Annotated in this window: 7 protein-coding genes and 3 pseudogenes; 3 read left to right on the top strand and 7 right to left on the bottom strand. The window is 65.5% G+C overall.

Annotated elements, in window-relative coordinates; translation table 11 throughout:
- Positions 1–27: 27 nt before the first annotated feature.
- Positions 28–299, top strand: a pseudogene (locus ABIC94_RS22135) (DUF1501 domain-containing protein); the annotation flags it as partial.
- 662 nt (positions 300–961) lie between these two features.
- Positions 962–1,915 carry a LysR family transcriptional regulator gene (locus tag ABIC94_RS22130; RefSeq protein WP_354375129.1) on the top strand — a complete coding sequence of 318 codons (954 nt, stop codon included), beginning with the start codon at positions 962–964 and terminating at the stop codon, positions 1,913–1,915.
- Between the two features lie 345 nt (positions 1,916–2,260).
- Here the strand turns inward: ABIC94_RS22130 and ABIC94_RS22125 are convergent, their stop codons facing one another.
- Positions 2,261–2,794, bottom strand: coding sequence for a hypothetical protein (locus ABIC94_RS22125; protein WP_354375128.1), 534 nt, complete (start codon positions 2,792–2,794; stop codon positions 2,261–2,263).
- A gap of 240 nt (positions 2,795–3,034) precedes the next feature.
- On the opposite strand from ABIC94_RS22125, the pseudogene ABIC94_RS22120 reads away from it, so the two are divergent.
- Positions 3,035–3,142, top strand: a pseudogene (locus ABIC94_RS22120) (IS5/IS1182 family transposase); the annotation flags it as partial.
- A gap of 7 nt (positions 3,143–3,149) precedes the next feature.
- Here the strand turns inward: ABIC94_RS22120 and ABIC94_RS22115 are convergent.
- The 6 genes and pseudogenes from ABIC94_RS22115 to ABIC94_RS22090 all read right to left on the bottom strand — a co-directional run bounded on the left by ABIC94_RS22115 (position 3,150) and on the right by ABIC94_RS22090 (position 17,202).
- Positions 3,150–3,884, bottom strand: coding sequence for a Crp/Fnr family transcriptional regulator (locus ABIC94_RS22115; protein WP_354375127.1), 735 nt, complete (start codon positions 3,882–3,884; stop codon positions 3,150–3,152).
- Complete coding sequence (locus ABIC94_RS22110; RefSeq protein ID WP_354375126.1) at positions 3,881–4,459, bottom strand: OmpA family protein; 579 nt, start codon at positions 4,457–4,459, stop codon at positions 3,881–3,883. Before ABIC94_RS22110 ends, ABIC94_RS22115 begins: the two co-directional genes overlap by 4 nt.
- 38 nt (positions 4,460–4,497) lie before the next feature.
- Positions 4,498–8,607 (bottom strand): autotransporter outer membrane beta-barrel domain-containing protein, encoded by a 4,110-nt coding sequence (locus ABIC94_RS22105; RefSeq protein WP_354375249.1) that lies wholly within the window; start codon positions 8,605–8,607, stop codon positions 4,498–4,500.
- Between the two features lie 93 nt (positions 8,608–8,700).
- Positions 8,701–8,829 (bottom strand): annotated as a pseudogene (locus tag ABIC94_RS22100) (ESPR domain-containing protein); the annotation flags it as partial.
- A 310-nt stretch (positions 8,830–9,139) separates the two neighbouring features.
- Positions 9,140–9,961 (bottom strand): winged helix-turn-helix transcriptional regulator, encoded by an 822-nt coding sequence (locus ABIC94_RS22095; RefSeq protein ID WP_354375125.1) that lies wholly within the window; start codon positions 9,959–9,961, stop codon positions 9,140–9,142.
- A 2-nt stretch (positions 9,962–9,963) separates the two neighbouring features.
- Entirely contained in the window at positions 9,964–17,202 is a 7,239-nt protein-coding gene (locus ABIC94_RS22090; protein ID WP_354375124.1) for a prealbumin-like fold domain-containing protein, read from the bottom strand.
- Position 17,203: the final 1 nt, after the last annotated feature.

Below are 17,203 nucleotides of genomic sequence, written 5' to 3'. Positions count from 1 at the left end.
TCGCTTTAGCTGGAGTTCAAACGGGGCGACGGCACGGGCGGCACCGACCATGGCACCGGCGCGGTAGCGATGCTGATCGGGGGCGCGTGCAGGGCGGACGCATCGTGGCGGATTGGCCCGGGCTCTCAAGCGCCAACCTGCTCGAAGGACGCGATCTGAAGCCCACGCTGGTACTCGACGCATTGGTCACCGCAGCATGTGCGGAGAGCTTCGCGCTGGAGCAGGACCGGATTTCGAAGGTGCCCTTCCCCTATTGGGCCGCGCCAGGCAAGCCCGTGCCTCGCCTGCTGCGTTCGTGAACGCGCGGCATAGGCCGTCGTGCGGGTGTATGCGTTGGGCATGGGGCATCTCCAAGGATGCCTCATCCCATGCAGTTCTTGTGCCTACGAATTAACGGGACAGCACACTAGGCCGTCTCGAGCCCTTCGGCGCTCGGCGCCGGGCCCGCGTCGATTACCTCGACCGGCGCTAACTTCAGCTGCGTCGTGGCCTCTTCGAAGCGTCAAATTCCGCAGCCTCTTGATATCGCCGATCCCGGCTGATGTGACTCCTCCTCGAACACCGACTTTGCGCCCCATCGGGCGCGGCTCAAGTGCGCTCGTACTCAGATAGACGTGTGACTGTCCAGCAACACTTTTGCTACCGGGAAAACCCTATATCGCTGAAATGCGAAAAAATCCCAGAGGTTGTCAGACAACCTGTTTAAGATTTACTTAACTTTTCATTGGTACGGCACTATTTCTTTGCAAGATGTTGTACGACAACTTGGGCCAAATTTTGGTCAAAGCCTGAGTCCATCGTCGATACGCATGCCACATGTTGCTCGGTCTCCATGAAATGGTCTGGGTCGAGCGCCGAAAGTAAATCCGACATTTGCTTTCAGCGAATTTTTTATCGAGTGAATCGCACCCGCTCCAGAAGAGAAGCTGGAAGGGGCAAGAGCTCTGCGTAGCTTCGAATCATGGATTTATTGATGTCGGATGTACGGCTTTTCGTGAAAGCCGTCGAGGTAGGAGGATTGACGCAGGCAGCCGACGCGTTGGGGGTGCCAAAAGCGTCCGCGTCCCGGCAACTCAAGAGGCTGGAGGTCTTGGTCGGCCATGCGCTGTTGCATCGGGGAGCAGGCCGCTTCGGACTCACCGGAGAAGGGCGCATTTTCCTTCCCACCGCCAAAGAGGTACTTGAGGCTGTGGACCAGGCGCTGGCGCAACTCTCCGATACCAACGAAACCCTGACAGGCAGATTGCGCATCTCCGTTCCGGGCTATGTTGGGCGCGAGTTGCTCTGCCCGTACTTGGCGGGCTTCATGGCCGCGCATCCCCAACTCAAGCTCATCGTCAACATAAGCTCTGACCGGGTGGATCTGTTTCGCGAAGATGCTGACGTGATGATCCGGGCGGGGCGAGAAGGCTGCGAAGAATTCGTCGCCAGGCGCATCAAAAAGCTGAGCCGCGTCTTGTGCGCTGCGCCGTCGTATCTAGATCGCCATCCTGCAATCAATTCGGTGGATGATCTCGCGGGGCATTCTTTTTTGACCGGCGGGCCGGAACGGCAGGCCATGGAAATGGTCATCCCGGGTCGGCACCACGAATACATCGTCAAGGCCGCGGGCGTGTTTCGCGCGAACGATCCGGAATTGCTGCAGAGAATGGCCTGCTCGGGCGGCGGCATTGCCTTGATTCCCCTTCTTTGTGCCGAAGGCGCGATCCGGAGCGGCTCCTTGGTTCAGGTGCTTCCCTCGCTTGAATTGGTGCCCAAAGAACTGAATCTGATGTATTTGCCCGCGCGGCGCAATACGCGAAAAATCAGGACCTTCGTCGATTTCATCTTCGAGGCGCTTGAGCAATGCATACAAGCTCAAAAGCCCGACGTGTCTTCTTCCTCTTGCCTGCATGCTCGGCATCCGCAAAACTGATCTGGCTCATCGTTGCGCTCCTTCAGCATGCGTGATCAACGTTCCGATCGTTCATCGGCGGACTTGATCAGACGTTCCCGAGAGCACGTTCAACATATTCATTTATCACGGGATCCATTCGCGACAGCTTCCTTGAAGCCTCTTCAGGAAGGCCGGCATTGGCCAGCAGGTGAGCCAATTTCTGGCGCCGGACTTCGTTGATCGGAGTCGGCGCGGACCTGGTTTCACGAGCACGATCTCATCGCCAAACGGCAGCCAGCCCAGCACCGTCGCCTCGACGGTGCGCGGATCGCTGAAGCCCATGTAGGCTGTCCGCGCCGAAGTAAAACTGAGCTCAACTTCCGGTCAGCGCCGACACTGGATGGCATTCAGTAGCCGCGCTCGGCGAGGCTTGGCCACCCGATTGGATGGACCAGAAGTGGGCGCGGGCCAAAAAGGAACGACTTGGGCGCGCAGGCATTCCTGCAGGGCCTCTTCATTGGAAAGCTCTCGCACCTGGGCGTTCTTCAAAAACTCGCGCTTCAACTGCTCCAGCGCCGCGGTGCCGTAAACGATCTGGCGGCACTCCTTAGTCCCCCCAACTTCACTTTGGCGCCTGAACAGAAAGCCCTTGCGGGCTTCTCTACTGGGGGAGCCTGCATTGGCAGCATGAGCGAGAGGTGCCCATGCGCCCAACAATTTGCTCGAGACTGATTGATGCGTGGTCATGAAAATTGGGACTGAAAAATGTTTAACAGGATCCTGATCTTGTGAATGAACGATTTGTTCGCAAGGTGCGCAGGTATCTTGGTGATCAATGTAGCGGGCGGCATCCTTCTTCAAACCTCCACATGTCAGTTCTTGAGAATTGGTGTGAGCGACATGTGGAAAAGTGCGCAAGCTGGAGCGCCTGGGAGCGATTGCTCAACACCAGCCTGCAATTCATCCATCTCGCATTCATGGCTCTTTGCTTAGAAGATCGTAAACACGTTCTAAGAGCGTGTTTACGATTTCCGTTGCTGGCGAGAATGGCTGAGTGAAGAGAAAGAAATACGCCAGCGGCATCAGTCGAGAGAAGTTCGCAGAGATAGCGCCGCTGCTGAGCAGCGTGCGCCGGCGCACCAAGCCTGCGACGGGGGATGGCTGGAGAAGAACAGGCGGTTATGGAAGAACTGCGAGCAATTGCTCAACACCAGCCTGCAATTCATCCATCTCGCATTCATGGCTCTTTTGCTTAGAAGATCGTAAACACGTTCTAGGGGCTGTCTGTCAGCCTTCTCAGCGCATCCAGATCGAGGACTGTGATCGCGTTGTAGTTCAAGCTGATCGCACCATGTGCCACCAGCACGCCGAGCGCCTGGTTGACTGTCTGCCTGGTGACCTGCAGGAGGGCCGCAAGATCCTTCTGTGTCAAGCGCAGGCGCAGGTTGATTCCCTTTCCGGCATTGCCCCCGTACAGCACCGCCAGACGTTCGATCGTCGCGACCAGCCGCTGCTGAAACGAGCCGACGCCCTGGCTGAGCAACGAATCGAGCACAACCCTGTGCTGTTTCATCAGCATTCTTGCCATTCCCTTCCAGAGGACGGGCTCGTCGTCGAGGATTTTTTGAACCAGCAGGGTTGGCATCCGGACGACCGTGACGTCGTTCAGCGCACAGAAGTCGTAGATGATGCGGCTCTCCTCCTCTTCCTCACCCCCTTCTGGGTCAATGGTCCGGGTGAACCCGGCCACATAGCCGGGCCCGAGGAGTGCCACAGGGGTCCGACGTCCTCCAGGTGGAATGTGACCGACAAACAGATGTCCCGACACGATCACAAACGTCTCAGGTATTCCCTGCTCGATCGACACCATCTCGCCCCTGGCGTATCTGCCGAGGCGCGCGCTAACGAGAAGCTTGCTCATCGCCGAGGCGGGCCACCGTGCGAAGCCCTGCGTGAGGCGCAGCGTGCCTTCCACCAATACAGCGTCCTCCAAAGTCGTTCTGATCACTTCCCCTGCGCCTGCCCCAAGATGTCCACCACCACGCGGCGGTCCGGCTGCAGGCAGGCCACCAGGCGCGGCGAGCGCTGCAAGCCCTGGCAGTCACGCGTCACCGGCTCGCGCTCGCCCATCGAGCGCACCTCCATCGGCGCGCGCACGCCCGCGGCCTTCAGGTAGTCGCGCACCGTGTTCGCACGCTGCAGCGCCAGCCGGTCGTTGTAGGCCGCGTCCCCGAGCCGGTCCGTGTGCCCCGTGATCGTCAGGCTCTGCACCTGCATCTCCTGGCTTTGCAACGCACGGGCCAGTGCGTCCAGTTCGCTGCGGCCCTGGGGCAGCATGTCCGCCGCGCTCGAGCGGTCGAACCTGAACAGCGTGTCGGCGCTGAGATTCACGCGCCGCGTCGTCGGTGGGGTCGGAGCCGGGGTGGGCGCAGGCGTCGGCGTCACCACCGGCGTGAGCGCGCAGTTCTGCCCCTGGCACCAGTTGTAGCGCTCGTCGTGCAGGCTGCCGCAGCCGGCCAGGACAAGCGTGGCGAGAGCTGCGGCGCCGAGCGCGAGCAGTGTCGGAGTGTTCTTCGTTTGCATGTGTTCTTTCCTTGGCGTTGTCTGTGATTCGGCGGCGCTCACCACGCCACCCGCACCCCGAGCTGCCCCGAGACGCCTTCGCGGCTCGTGCCGCTGAGCGAGCGCTGGTACTGCACCCCGCCATACAGGTAGGCCGCCTTGCTCAGCGGCAGCTGCGCGCCCACGCCCAGCTCGGCCCAGGTCTGCTTGGCCCATTGCTCGTTCACCGTGGTGTTGCCGATGGTCACGCCCTTGGGGTCCTTGAACTCGTGCAGCACGTTGGCCGTCACATAGAAGGTGTTGGTGCGCGTGAGCTTGTCGCCGCGCTCGGCCTTGTCGTTCCAGGCCAGCCGCGCGCCCAGGCGCCCGCGCAGGCTGTGGCTGGTGAAGCCGTCCACCGTGGAGATGTTGTCCGCAAAGCCACGGTAGCGCGTGAGCTGGTAGCTCAGCTGCGCCTGCGGCTCGATCAGCCACTGGCTGTCGCCGATCTGCCAGGGGCGGCCCACTTCCACGCTCAGCCCGCCGCCGGTGCCCTTTTGCGTGCCCTCGCCGCCGTACTTGTCGGTGTACTTGTTCTGCACCGCATGCAGCTGGCCGACCAGGTCCAGGTAGCTGCCGTTGTCGGCGTAGCGCGTGTGGTACGCGCCCAGGGTGAGCATCTGGCCCTTCATCTTGCCGGTGTCGTAGCCCATGCCGGCATCGCCGCGGCGGCGATCGCTGAAGTTGGTGCTGGTGCGCCCGTAGCCCACGCTCAGGCCGGTGTGGCTGCGCGACTTGTCGCCGGCGTCGCCGCTGTAGCGCACGGCCAGGTCCTTGCCCAGCTGCAGGTATTGCATCTCCTGCTCGAAGCCGAACTGGCGCTTGCCGTCCAGGTCCAGGCGCTGCGCGTGCAGGCGCATCCACGCCTGGTCGGCGGGGGCCTTGTCGTCGCAGCCGCAGTGGTCCCACTTGAGGGTCTGCTGCTCGCCCACGCGCTGGTGCAGCGTGCCCAGCAGGCCCAGGCCCAGTTCCTGGGTGGCGACCTGGCCCATCACGTAGCCGGGCACGGCGGGGCGCAGCACCTCGGGGGCGGGGACAGGCGCAGGGCTCGGGACGCCGGGCACCAGCGGGGGCGTGTGGTAGACGCTGCTCAGGTAGAAGCTGTTGGCGTCGCCGTCGGTGCGCCCGCCACGGTGCAGGCCGTATTCGTAGGCGCCGGCCTGCACGGGGGCGGCCAGGGTGAAGTTGCCTTCCGAGGAGGTGCCGCTGACCTGCACCACCTGGATGCCGTTGACGGTGGCCGCGCCGGCGCCGCCGGCATTGGCCACGAGCACACGGGTGGTGCCGCTGGTGTTGCCGTTGACCACCAGCTTGTCGGTGGCGCTGGCGTCGCTGCCCAGGGCCGTATTGATCCGCACCAGGCCGTTGGCGCCGGCGTAGTTGCCGTTGACCGTGAGCGCGTTGCCAGGCACGCCGGCGGCGTTGCGCAGGTCGATGAGGCCCGCGTTGTGCACGTCGCCGGTGAGGGTGAAGGCCGGCTGCCCGAGGAAGACGCTGCTGGTGGGCTGGATGAACAGGCCCATCGGGGCGCCGCCGGCGTCCACTCCCGCGCCCACGGCCAGCGGGGCGCCGGCCAGGGTCAGGCGGGTGTTGTCCAGGGTGATGGTTTCCCAGTTGCGCAGGGTGTCGCCGCCGGCGGTGGCGGTCACGCCCTGCAGGGTGAGCTTGTCGACCCAGCCGTCGGCGGCCGAGACGTCGTCGCCGCCGTCCAGCACCTGGCTGCCGTTGTAGCTGGCGGCGGACACGAAGGCGGTGTCCGAGCCGTTCTGGCCGTAGAAGCCGCCCGCGAGGGTGCCGCCGGTCCAGGTGAAGCTGTCGTTGCCGTCGGCCGCGCTGGCCACGCGGTCGTCGCCGTAGATGTTGCCGGTGTAGCTGCCGCCGGTGAGCGCCAGGCTGTCGTTGCCCAGGCCGAGGATGGCGTCGCCGGTGACGGTGCCCGCGGTGGTGACGACGGCGTTGCCGCCGAGCGTGTCGGTGCCGGTACCGGCAGCGTCGCCGTCGCGGATGGCGATGCCGGAGGCGGCGCCGTTGACCACAGCGGCTGCGCCGATGTTGATGGTGCCGCCTGCTGCTGCGAGCGTGTGGATGGCGGCGCCCGTGCCGCTGCCGCTGGTCACGCTGCCGCCCGTGGCGTCGACCTGGTAGGTGCCGCCCGCCGAGGTGGCGCGCAGGCCGTCGGCATTCGCGCCTGTCGCCGTCACGGTGCCCGCATTCATCTGGACCACAGCCAGGCCAAGGCCGGCGTTGGAGCTGACGATGCCTGTGGCAGCGGCGCCCGATGTGCTGACCGTGCCGCCGTTCATGGTCGCCGTCGCCGTCGAGCTGCTGGCAACCGTTCCGACGTTCGCCGAAATACCAACCGAATCTTGGCCAACCGTTGTGATCGCCCCTGTGTTCAATACCGTTGCATTGCCCACAGCGCCCTGATCAACTGCTGCCTGCATGCCTTGGGCTGCAATACCTGTGGTGGATATCGTCCCTTGATTCACGGCCGTGGCGTCACCTGCACCATAAAGCACGCGGGCTACCGTGCCATTCGCGAACTGCCCCTTGGTGGCGATGGCCCCCTGGTTGGTGGCAATCGCATCCCCATAGCCCATGACGTCCGCAAAAACGCCAATGCCGTAGGGAGACCCATTGGTCGCGACGGTTCCGCCGCTCTGGAGCGTGGCGATCGCGGTGCCATGCTTGGTCGAATCGAAATTGTCGATATGCGCACCGATCCCGGTGGAATAGGGACCGTTGGTCGTGACGGCGCCGCTCGAGTTGGCTGTTGCAATGCCGTTTCCGGTCGTTGCGGCGTAGACGCCGTAGCCGAACGTGCCGCCTGTCGTGATGGTTCCGGTGTTGCCCGCGGTGGCGTTGCCGCCCGCAGCCAATGCGTAAACGCCGAAGTTGCCATCGATACCCGAGGCGCCGGTCGTCAGTATGGTTCCACCGTTCACCGCTGTCGCATTGCCGGTTCCCATGGCATGGGCAAGGATCCCCTTGGCGCCGTCGGTACCGCTGGTCTGGATGGAAGTGCCTGCCGAGGAACTGGCGACGGCATTGCCGGCCCCCACTGTGCCGGCATAGAGCCCATAGCCGTAGGTGCCCGCCGTGCTGATGCTGCCGTTCAGCAGCGTGGCAGTGGCCGTGCCATTGCCTTCGTTGCGTGCGTATATACCGGCGGCACCGGTCTGCTGCGTGGTGATCGTCGAAGCCGCGGCATCCATGGTTGCCGTTGCCGCGGCCGTGCTGGCTGGGTTCAGGACAGTGGCCCAGATTCCGTAGCCGTTGCTGCCCTTGGTCGCGATACTGCCGCCCGTCATGGATGCGGTCGCAGCGCCCGTTCCGACAGCCAACGCAGCCAGCCCCACGCCGCCCGATCCGTTGGCGATTACCGTCCCTCCCGTCTGGCTGGCAATCGCGTCGCCAGACCCTGAGCCGACTGCGACAACGACCGAGCTGGCGCCGTTCGTCGTCGCAGTGCCGCCAGACATGGTGGCGTACGCATCGCCGGAGCCCTCTGTCGCGGCAACGACGACCGAGTTATTCAAGGCCTGTGTGGTGGCAGTACCGCCCGTCATGGTGGCCACAGCATCGCCATTGCCACGCGCCAGCGCGAAAGCCGCGTGCGACCCGCCTGCCGCAGTGCCGGTGCTGATCGAACCGCCGTTCACCGTGACCGTCGCCGTGCCGGTGCCGTACGTTTCGGCCATCAGACCGACCCCTGAACCTTGCGTGCCAGTGGTGGAGATGGAGCCGCTGTTGAGGATCGAGGTTGCATTGCCGTTGCCGACGATGCTGGTGGCGACGCCAGAAGCGTATTCGCCTTTGCTGGTGATGTTCGCGCCATTGATGACGATGCTTGCATTACCGGTAGCGCCGCTTGTGAGTGAGTTGGCCAGCACAGCCCAGGCTGCACCGGTGTCAGGATTGCCCGCCGGGGTGGTCAGATTGATCGTGACGGGGCCGTTGATTTCAATCTGTTGATTGCCTATGCCGCTACCGCCCGAAAAAACGCCATTGGCGGTTGTCGGCGTGGTGACTGGCGCGATGGTTAAGGGTGTCGCGGTACCGTCCACGATGACTTTGATGTTGTCGGTGCCATAGAAAATGCCGGTGGTGTTCGGGTTCGCGTCCCCCACTGGCGTTCCATCACCGTTGCAAGTCACAGTGCCGCCCGAAGCGACAACCCCGCACTCGTTGGCCGCCCAAGCGGACGATGCGCCGCCGAAGGCCGCGGTGGCCAAGACAACCGCGCCGAGCGTGGCGCTCGAAGACTTCTTGCCACGCGCGGTGCAAACCTCGCTGGCCGCCACCCAGGCGCCGAGCGCCTCATTCCAAATGCTTCGAAATGACCTGTTCACATTTACTCCCACATGCTAGATAGAAATAGATCGCCGACTACGTTGTGCTGGGTGAGTTGCTCCAAGGACTGAAGCACGGCACTTCGAATCTCCGGTTGATCGCGTTTTCCGAGGCAGAGCGACCGTGCAAGACCTCGAAGTGGGCGGAATCTATCGCTGTGAAACGTCGAAGTGCAAACCGATTGAGCGTCCGTGTCGGCTACCCGACATTGGCGATATTCATTTGTTCGCGATTGTGAAAAATGTCCAAGGCCGCAGGAGAAGCTGGGGCGATGCACGCGTCCTTTGCCGAATCACCTCCAGCCTCACCTCAGGCGATAGCCCGGTCTTTCCCGCTCGGACCGTCCAGCCGGTATCCCATGCCGTGGACGGCCCGGAGGTCCCAGCCATTGGCCTTGAGATCCAAGACGCGCCGCAAACGAGAAATGCTGACGTCGAGGGTCCGTGACTGCGTGTCTTCGTATTTGTCCCAGAGGGTCGAGTACAACCACTCGCGCGTGAGCGTCTGGCCCGCATGAGAGAACAGTTCGAACGCAACGTCGAAGTCGATCGCACGAAGGTGAACCCTCTCACCCGCAACCTCCACGGTATCGCTCATCAGAGAAAAGCGATAGCAATCCCACGCCGGATCGGATTCGGACACGCTCACACCGAAGCGCCGCATGAACATGCGCGCAACACAGCAGAATTCGACGAATGAAGTCGGGCTCACGATCACTTCATTCGTCGCATTCCAATGCAGATCCGACAGCACCGGCACTTGATCTCGCGAAGCCAGGCACAGCACCGGCGTCCAAAGCCCGACCAGCGCCTTGACCTCTTTGAGCTGCATGAGGGACGACTCGGCATCGCCCTCTACAGCCAGAAAGACCATGTCGAATTTCGGCGCAAGCGCGGCATCGCAGCGAGCAATCTCGGCAGTGCTCGCGAATACCTTGGGCTGGTGCCCGAGCCTTCGAACGGCTCGGCGTCCGTACTCGCGCGTACGCGGCGTCAGGTCGAGCACCGCGATGCGCGCGCCTTCGGATCTCACGAACCTCATCGATTGCACCGCCCTTCGATTCCACACTGGTGTGGACCGTGCACCCGATTCGCCGCTGTCGTCGACGGCTCTTGGCAAGAGGTTGCTCATGCTCAGTTCACCTTGACAGTGAAGAGGACCGTACCCGACGCGCCGGGGTCCAGCGGTCCTGTGAATTTCCAGCTCAGCCCACCCGTTCCACCTTCCGTTTGCGCGGCGCTGCAATCGACGGCCGGCGCCGGGGACGGGTTGGCGGGCGTGTTCTTCTGGCAGCTCGCAAGCGTGGCCGGGGTCGTGTCCGCCAGTGCGGCAACAAAGGCCGTGAATTGCGGCGTCGTGTCGTTGACCGTCATGCCGCTGATTGGCGTGGTCCCGTTGTTGGTGTAGGTGATGCGGTACTCCAGCGTCTCGCCCGGCTTGGCCTGGTTGTTGATGCCGAAGCTGCCGCCTTGCGTCACGTTCCGCACTTCCTTCCTGAGCTCCAGCGCGCTGGTCGACGCGGTGGTGATGTCGGTCACCGTGTAGGTGGCGTTCAGGCCCGGGCTGGCGTTGGTGAAGACGAAGCTGGCCTGCACGGTGCTGGTGTTGCTGTTGCCGCTCATCGCGTTGGCGGGAATGAACTCCTGCATCACGATGCACACGTTCTGCCCCGTAACCACCGTCACCGGCACGGCCGGCGGGTAGAGCAGCGCCGCGCCGGCCTGCAGCGCGCCGGTGCAGCCGGTGTCGGCAAAGATCTTGCCGTTCCAGCCGCTGAGCGCGGGAGTGTCCACGGAGTTCGAGATATCGAAGCTCACTTCACCGCCAGTGCGCGCGGTGAAGGTGTGCGGATAGCTCACCGTGCTGCCCGGCAGGCCGTTCTTGGCGCCATCGCTGGCGAGCGTGTTGCGCTCGACGTCGCCGAAGTTCAGGCCTGCGTGGCCGCTGCTGTTCCATGTGAAGGCGATGCGGTCCGGCGTGCCTTCGCGGGTATAGGTGTAGCCGATGCCTGCGTTCGCCACGGTCTGGCCGGAAGGCAGCTGGACGGCACCCACCGAAGCGCCGGTGGAGATACGCGAAACCGTGTTGGTTTCTTCCACGCACAGCGCATCGCCCGTGCCGATGGTGAAAGGTACGGCCAGCGCGTACTTGCCGGTGCCGTCGGTGACGGCGGTCGACAAGGTGGTTGCCGCGCAGTCGGTCAGCCGCATGCTGATGCCGCTGAGCCCGATCTCGCCACCGTTGACAAGGCCGTCGTTCGCGGTTCCGCCCGTCATGCCGCTGTCGAGAAACACGCGGCCTGTCACGTTTTTCGGATAACCGTTCACGAACGTACAGGTGATGGCCGCCCCAGCGACCATGTTGGCCGCGGGAATGGCCAGCTGATTGCCCGTCAGCGTACCGAACGCGGCAGCCGGGGTGGCGCTGTTCAAGTCCACGCAGCTGGCGCTCACCGGGTTGACCGGCCAGCCCTCGGGCGAGGTTTCGCTGATCGTGACACCGACACCGGCCGTGCCGGTGATATTGGCTGCGCCCTCCACGCTGTCGTCACCCACCACGGTGATGCTGTCGCTTGCCACCGAAAGGCCGCTGAGCGCAAAGCGGAACAGGTTGCTGCCGCTGCCGCCGATGGTGGTCTTGACGATCTGCACCCGTGGGTACGGCGGCGTGTAGGTGTTGGTGAAGGTACACGCAATGTTGCTGCCTGGCGCCGTGGCGGCCGCATCCAGCGTCACCCTGCGGTTCGGCAGATCGGGCGTGGCGGTGCCACCCGCGCCCAGGCCCGTACAGCTGACGCCGGTCAACGCGTAGTCGGTGGGCAGTGGGTCTTCGGTAATGGTCGTCGCCGTGCTCGGTACCGCCACGGTCTGGATGGCGCCCGCAACCGGCGTTCCGAGCGCGGTGGTGGTAAGGCTCTGCGCCGCGAGGCCGTTGTTACCGCTGAAGCCGAAGGTTCCGGTCGCGCCCAGGGACACCTTGCGGATGGTCACCGTGGCCGAGGCGGAATTCGTGAACACGCATTGCAGCGACTTGCCCAGCTGCACGCTGGTCGCGGGAATGGTGTAGGTGCGCCCGCTCGCGCCGGTGCCGAGACTGCCGACCGGCGCTCCGGCGTCGGTGCAGCTTGCGCCGGTCAGATGCCAGCCGGGAACCGCGGGCTCGGTGATGCTGATGACCTTGTTGCTCGCGCTGGCGCTGAAGGTCTGCACGCCCGCCGCAGCCGTGTCGCCGTCCACCTGCGCCGGCGTACCGGCGGCAACGGTGCTGACCGTACCGCTTGCCTGCGTGGTGTTGGTCAGGTTGAAGGTGAAGGGTCCGCCGGCGCCGTTCAGGGTGGTCTTCTGCAGGTTGACTGTCGCAGGCGCACACAGCGCGCTGGTGGTGGCCTGGGCCAGGAAGCCCTGCGCTCCCGCGCCGCTCTTGATGTGGACGACCACCGTGTTGGAACCGGTCTGCCAGTTGCTGGTCAGGTTGGTGCTGGCTGCGGCACCCGCGACGAAGCCGGCGTGGAAGTACGGATTGGTCCCGCCCTGCGGCACGCCCGGAAGGCTCTGCAACACCCCGTTGATGTAGACCCCCGCGACGGAGTTGTCGGAATAGAAGTCCAGCTTCAACGCAAAGGTCGCCGGATTGACCGATGGCGCCATGTTGAAGGTAAAGCGATGGTAGATGTCGACATTGCCGGCATGCGAGCCGGGGTACTGCGACACCCAGTTGGCGTTGCCGAACGGGGACGCAATCCAGCTGGCGGGCGCCTTGTTGCCGACGTACGAGCGCGCCCATGCCGCCACGCTGCCCGGGCCGCCGGCCGCCGTGCCGATGCCCGACTCCCACACCGGATCGCGCCCGGTGGCCACCGGCGGGCCGGCGGGCCCGTCGAAGCCGGTGTTGAACACCGCTGCATTCGTCGAGCACATCACCGTGGGCACAACGGGCGGCGGCGGAGGGTTCGCGTCGAAGGCGTTGGTGAAGGTACAGACGATGTTGCTGCCCGGCGCGGTGGCCGCCGCATCGAGCGTGAGCACGCGTCCGTTGCGCGAAGCCGATCCGCCGGCACCCAGGCCGGTGCACGAGGCATCGATCAGCGCGTAGCCGGCCGGCGGTGCGCCTTCGGTGATGGTCGTGGCCGTGTTCGCGGCCGTGAGCGTCTGCACCGCCGTCGCAACCGGCGTACCGGCCACGGTGGTGGTGATGTTGCGTGCCACCAGGCCGTTGCTTCCGGTGAAGCTGAACGTGCCGACCCCTCCGAGCGAGGTCTTGCGGATGGTCACGGTCGGACGGCTGCCGAACCGGTAGGGCTGCGGACTCGGCAGGTAGCTGTCTTCGCCGACGCTGAAGTTGCCGCTCAGCACAGCGCCGCCCACCGTGACCTGCGTGGTGCCGTAGACCGCGGCCACGGTGCTGGTTGCCCTCACCTGGCAGAGGCCTGCCGCCGTGGTGGTGCAGCTTCCGGCCGCGCCGACAGCGCCGCCGTTGAAGGCGACGTTCGGCGTGGCGCCGAAGGTCACCACCGTGCCGGCCTGGACCGGGGTGCCGGACTCGTCGCGGATGAACGCTTCGAGCACGTCCTGCGCGGTGCCGTTGGCCAGCTGGTTGTCGGTGACGACGCGCACGCCCGACTGGCTGCCGGCGGCGGGGCCCACCACGATGGTGGTCTGTGCGTTGTCGCAGCTCACCGTGCCGCTGGAGACGCAGCCGGCGCCGGCTGCCATAACCGGCAAGCCCGCGCCGTTCACGTTGGTGCTGGCGTAGTTGGTCAGCACCGTACCCGTGGCAACGATGGGCGCAGTCGCGTTCAGGGTGAAGCCGCGCACGCCCGTGGTGGCCGGAATGCCGCCGGCGGGCAGCGTCATGGTGCAGTTGAGCAGCGCGCCGGGAGCGCTCGGCAGCGAGCCGCAGCTCACCGACGTGACGCCGGTGCCGGGCACCACCGAGTTGGCCACCACGCCAGGCGGCAATTGCTCGCTCACCACCAGCGAAGTGCCGGTGGCCACCGGGCCGGTATTGGCGAAGCTCAGGCCGTAGACGATGCTGCCGCCGGCTCCGGCGGTCGCGGATGCGGTCTTGTCCACAGCGATGCGCGCAGTGGCCGTGTTGGTGAAGGTACAGGCAATGGCCGCCGCGGGCCGCATCACGCTCGCAGGCAGGGTTGCGGTGTTGCCGTTGAGTATGGCCAGCTGCGTGGTCGGATTGCCGCTCGTCGCGGCTGCGGAGTCCAGGCAGGACACCGACACCGGGTTGGCCGGCCAGCCCGCGGGCACGCTCGACTCCTGCACGGTGGCTTCGACGCCCGGGGCGCCCACATGCACCGTGGCGGAGGGCTGCGGAGTGGCCAGCGCGGTCACCGCGATGCTGTCCGTCGGGTTGGTGACGCCAGTCAGCGTGAAACCGAAGGTGTGGGTGCCGGTGACGTTGGTCTTGGTCTTGCGCAGGGTGATGCGGGGTTCGCCCAGCACCGGCGTGGTCACGCTGCTCGTGCAGTTGCCCGTGGCGTTGCACAACGGGTCGCCGCCACCCGTGGCCGTCGCGGTGTTGGCAACGCTCGGCGAGGCACCCGGCAAGGGCGTGACCGGAATGACGAAGGCCGCAGTGCCGGTGGTGGCGGCGAGCCCCGCAGGCACGCTGCAGCTCACGACCTGCCCGCTTGCGGTGCAGCCGGCGGGCATGGTGCCGAGCGTCAGCGTGGCGGGCACGGTGTCGCTGATCGTCGCGGTAGCGGTGGTTGGGACCGGGCCGATGTTGTTCAACGTGAGCGTGTAGCTCGACGGCACGCCGACCGCAAAGCTCGCGGCGCCGGCGGTCTTCACCAGCTTGAGCTGCGGCTGGACCGTGTTGGTGAATGTGCAGTTGATGTCGCTGCCCGGTGCGGTGGCCGCGGCGTTGAGCGCGATGGTGCGCGTGGCCAGGTTCGGCGTGGCTGTGCCTCCCGGGCCCATGCCCGTGCAGCTGATGCCGGTCAAGGCATAGGGGGGGGGCGGCACGCTTTCGGTGATGCTGGTGGCGGTGTTCGCGGCCGTGAGCACCTGTTCCGTTGCGGCGATGGCAACGCCGTCGTCTTCCGTCGTCACGTTGGTGGCGGTGAAGCCGTTGGTGCCGGTGAAGGCAAAGCTGTCCGTGCCGCCGATCGAAATCTTGCTGACCGTCATCGTCGGCAGCTTGGTGTTGGTGAAGGTACAGGCGATGTTGCTGCCCGCTGCCGTGGCCGCCGCATTCAGCGTGACGGCACGCGCTGCAAGGTTCACCGTGGCAGTGCCGCCCGCGCCCATGCCCGTGCAGGCAATGGCCTTAAGCCGCCAGCCGACAGGCGGCACGCCTTCGGTGATGGTGGTTGCGGCGCCTACCGTCGTCAGGCCCGATGGATCGCCCTCCTCCGGCGTGTTGGCCGCGGAGGTGGTGATGCTCTGCGCGGCGAAGCCGTTGGAGCCGGTGAACGAGAAGCTGCCCGTTCCGCCCTCGGTCACCTTGCTGACGGTCACGACCACGCGGGTGTTGGTGAAGGTACAGGCAATGTTGGCGCCGTAGTCTGTGGCGGCCGCATCCAGGGTCACGCGTCGCAGCGCGAGGTCGTAGGTTGCGGTGCCGCCCGGGGCCATGCCGGTACACGACATGGCGCGCAGCGCAAAGCCAGCGGGCGGTACGGCCTGCTGCAGGAACGTCGCGCTCCGCGTGACCGCCAATTCCCTGGTGGGCCCCGATTCGCCTTGGCCGGCCACCGTCGTGACGATGGGGCTGACAGGCGCCGCATCGTTGGTGCCGGTGAACGCGAAGGAACCCACGCCGCCGTTCGAGACCACCGTGGTCGTGACGCGCGGCGGCATCAGCGGCGGCGTGAGGTACGCGAGGACGATGGTGTCGGTTTCATCCACCGCAATGCCGTCGTCGTTGTTGGGAGTCGTATCGTTGGGCACCGTGCAGTAGTGCGGGTTGCCGGACGATGCCGCCTGAACGCAAACCCTGGCGCCATTGACGACCGGGTAGCTGCCGGCCGCCACGGTGGGCTGCGGGAACACCGGGATGTCGAAGTTGGCTTCGCCGCCGTCCGTCATGCCGGGCCCGCTCGAGCCCGCGAGCAGCGTGGGATTGAGCTGGCACGTCACCACCACAGGCGAGCCGGCCTTTGCGCAGTTGGCGGGCAAGGTGCCGGTGTTCCATCCGACAGGAAGGGCCAGCACCGCGGTCGAGTTGTCGGTGGCCGTGGTGCGGCCCGGGCCGAAGTTCTTGGCCGTGAGCCGGACGATGCGTTCCTGCCCGTGGCTGGTCCAGGCGTCCGACGGCACGGCGACCCGCACCTGCAGGTCGGGCCGGCCGGTGATGATGTTCGTGCAGGTGTAGTCCTCCTGCGTTGCGAGCGTGTGCGAGGTGTTGCAGGTACCGGTCCTGACGACGTTTTGGACGCTGACGCCGCTGGGTGCCAGGGCACCGCCGCTGTAGCTGGTGCCTGCCGATGCGTAGCTTTCGTAGGTGTCCTGGTAGCGGGCGATGTTGTTGGCAACGGTCGGCGGGTAGAACGGCAAACGGCCCGCGGTCGGGCGCCAGGTGGCGGTGTTCGTGCTGGGGCCGAGCGCCTGGCTCCAGGCGTAGTTGACGAAGCTGATGCGCTGCGAAACGCGTGCGTCGGGAAACTCGCTTCGCACGCCGGAGAAGCCGTCGATCAGCTCCCCGCCGCCGTGGTCTTCCAGGCCGTTGCAGGTGTTGGTGGCCGAATAGGGGCAAACGGTGCGCGGGGCGCGCAGGGGGCCTGGCACCGCCGAGCCGGGACCGGTGCCGCCGTCGTTCGTGGTGATGCCCAGCGTGTAGCTCGCGCCGCCGCTGGCCGCGACGCGGAACCAGTCGCCCGCCACCACCGAGACCGGCCGGCAAGTGAAGGTGATCTGCGTCGGATAGATGTTGCCCGACGATCCGTTGAACATGCGGTCGACGCCGCCCATCACCGCAATCACCGTGCCGGCCGGGCAGGCCTGCGGACCGCGCCGCGTCATGCCGTTGATGGGACGGCCCGCGGCCCCGCGCTGGGTCGGCGCGCCCCAGGTGATGGTCGCGGCGGTCGCGCCCTCGGTGACGGTGAACGGAGAGCAGCGCAGTTCGTACGCACGCAAGCCGCCGGTCAGGTTGGCAAAGGTGCCGTTGACCGCCGCGCTGTGATAGCGCTCCCACATCGTCAGGCCGGTCGGGAACCCGCTGGCGCAGTAGGTTCTCATGGACAAACCGTTACTGGAGCCCACCATCGTGCCGTTGATCAACGTACCGGTCTGCGGCCTGAGCACCTGCTGCGCATGCCCGGAAAGCGGCACGGCCAGCAGCCATAGCGTGTACAGGAGCCACCACCATGCCGTGCCCGCAATCGAGCGCAGCGTGTTCTTGAGTCTTTGCATG

Origin of the sequence: Variovorax paradoxus, assembly GCF_040544635.1 — a bacterium.
GTDB lineage: Bacteria > Pseudomonadota > Gammaproteobacteria > Burkholderiales > Burkholderiaceae_C > Variovorax > Variovorax paradoxus_R.
Note: the sequence above shows the minus strand (reverse complement) of the source record. Positions and strands in the feature narration are given on the sequence as shown.

What these genes read in the sequence shown, in the direction of transcription:
- ABIC94_RS22130 (WP_354375129.1), top strand. Translation starts at nt 962, where the DNA reads ATGGATTTATTGATGTCGGATGTACGGCTTTTCGTGAAAGCCGTCGAG.
- ABIC94_RS22110 (WP_354375126.1), bottom strand. Translation starts at nt 4,459, where the DNA reads ATGCAAACGAAGAACACTCCGACACTGCTCGCGCTCGGCGCCGCAGCT.
- ABIC94_RS22095 (WP_354375125.1), bottom strand. Translation starts at nt 9,961, where the DNA reads ATGAGCAACCTCTTGCCAAGAGCCGTCGACGACAGCGGCGAATCGGGT.
- ABIC94_RS22090 (WP_354375124.1), bottom strand. Translation starts at nt 17,202, where the DNA reads ATGCAAAGACTCAAGAACACGCTGCGCTCGATTGCGGGCACGGCATGG.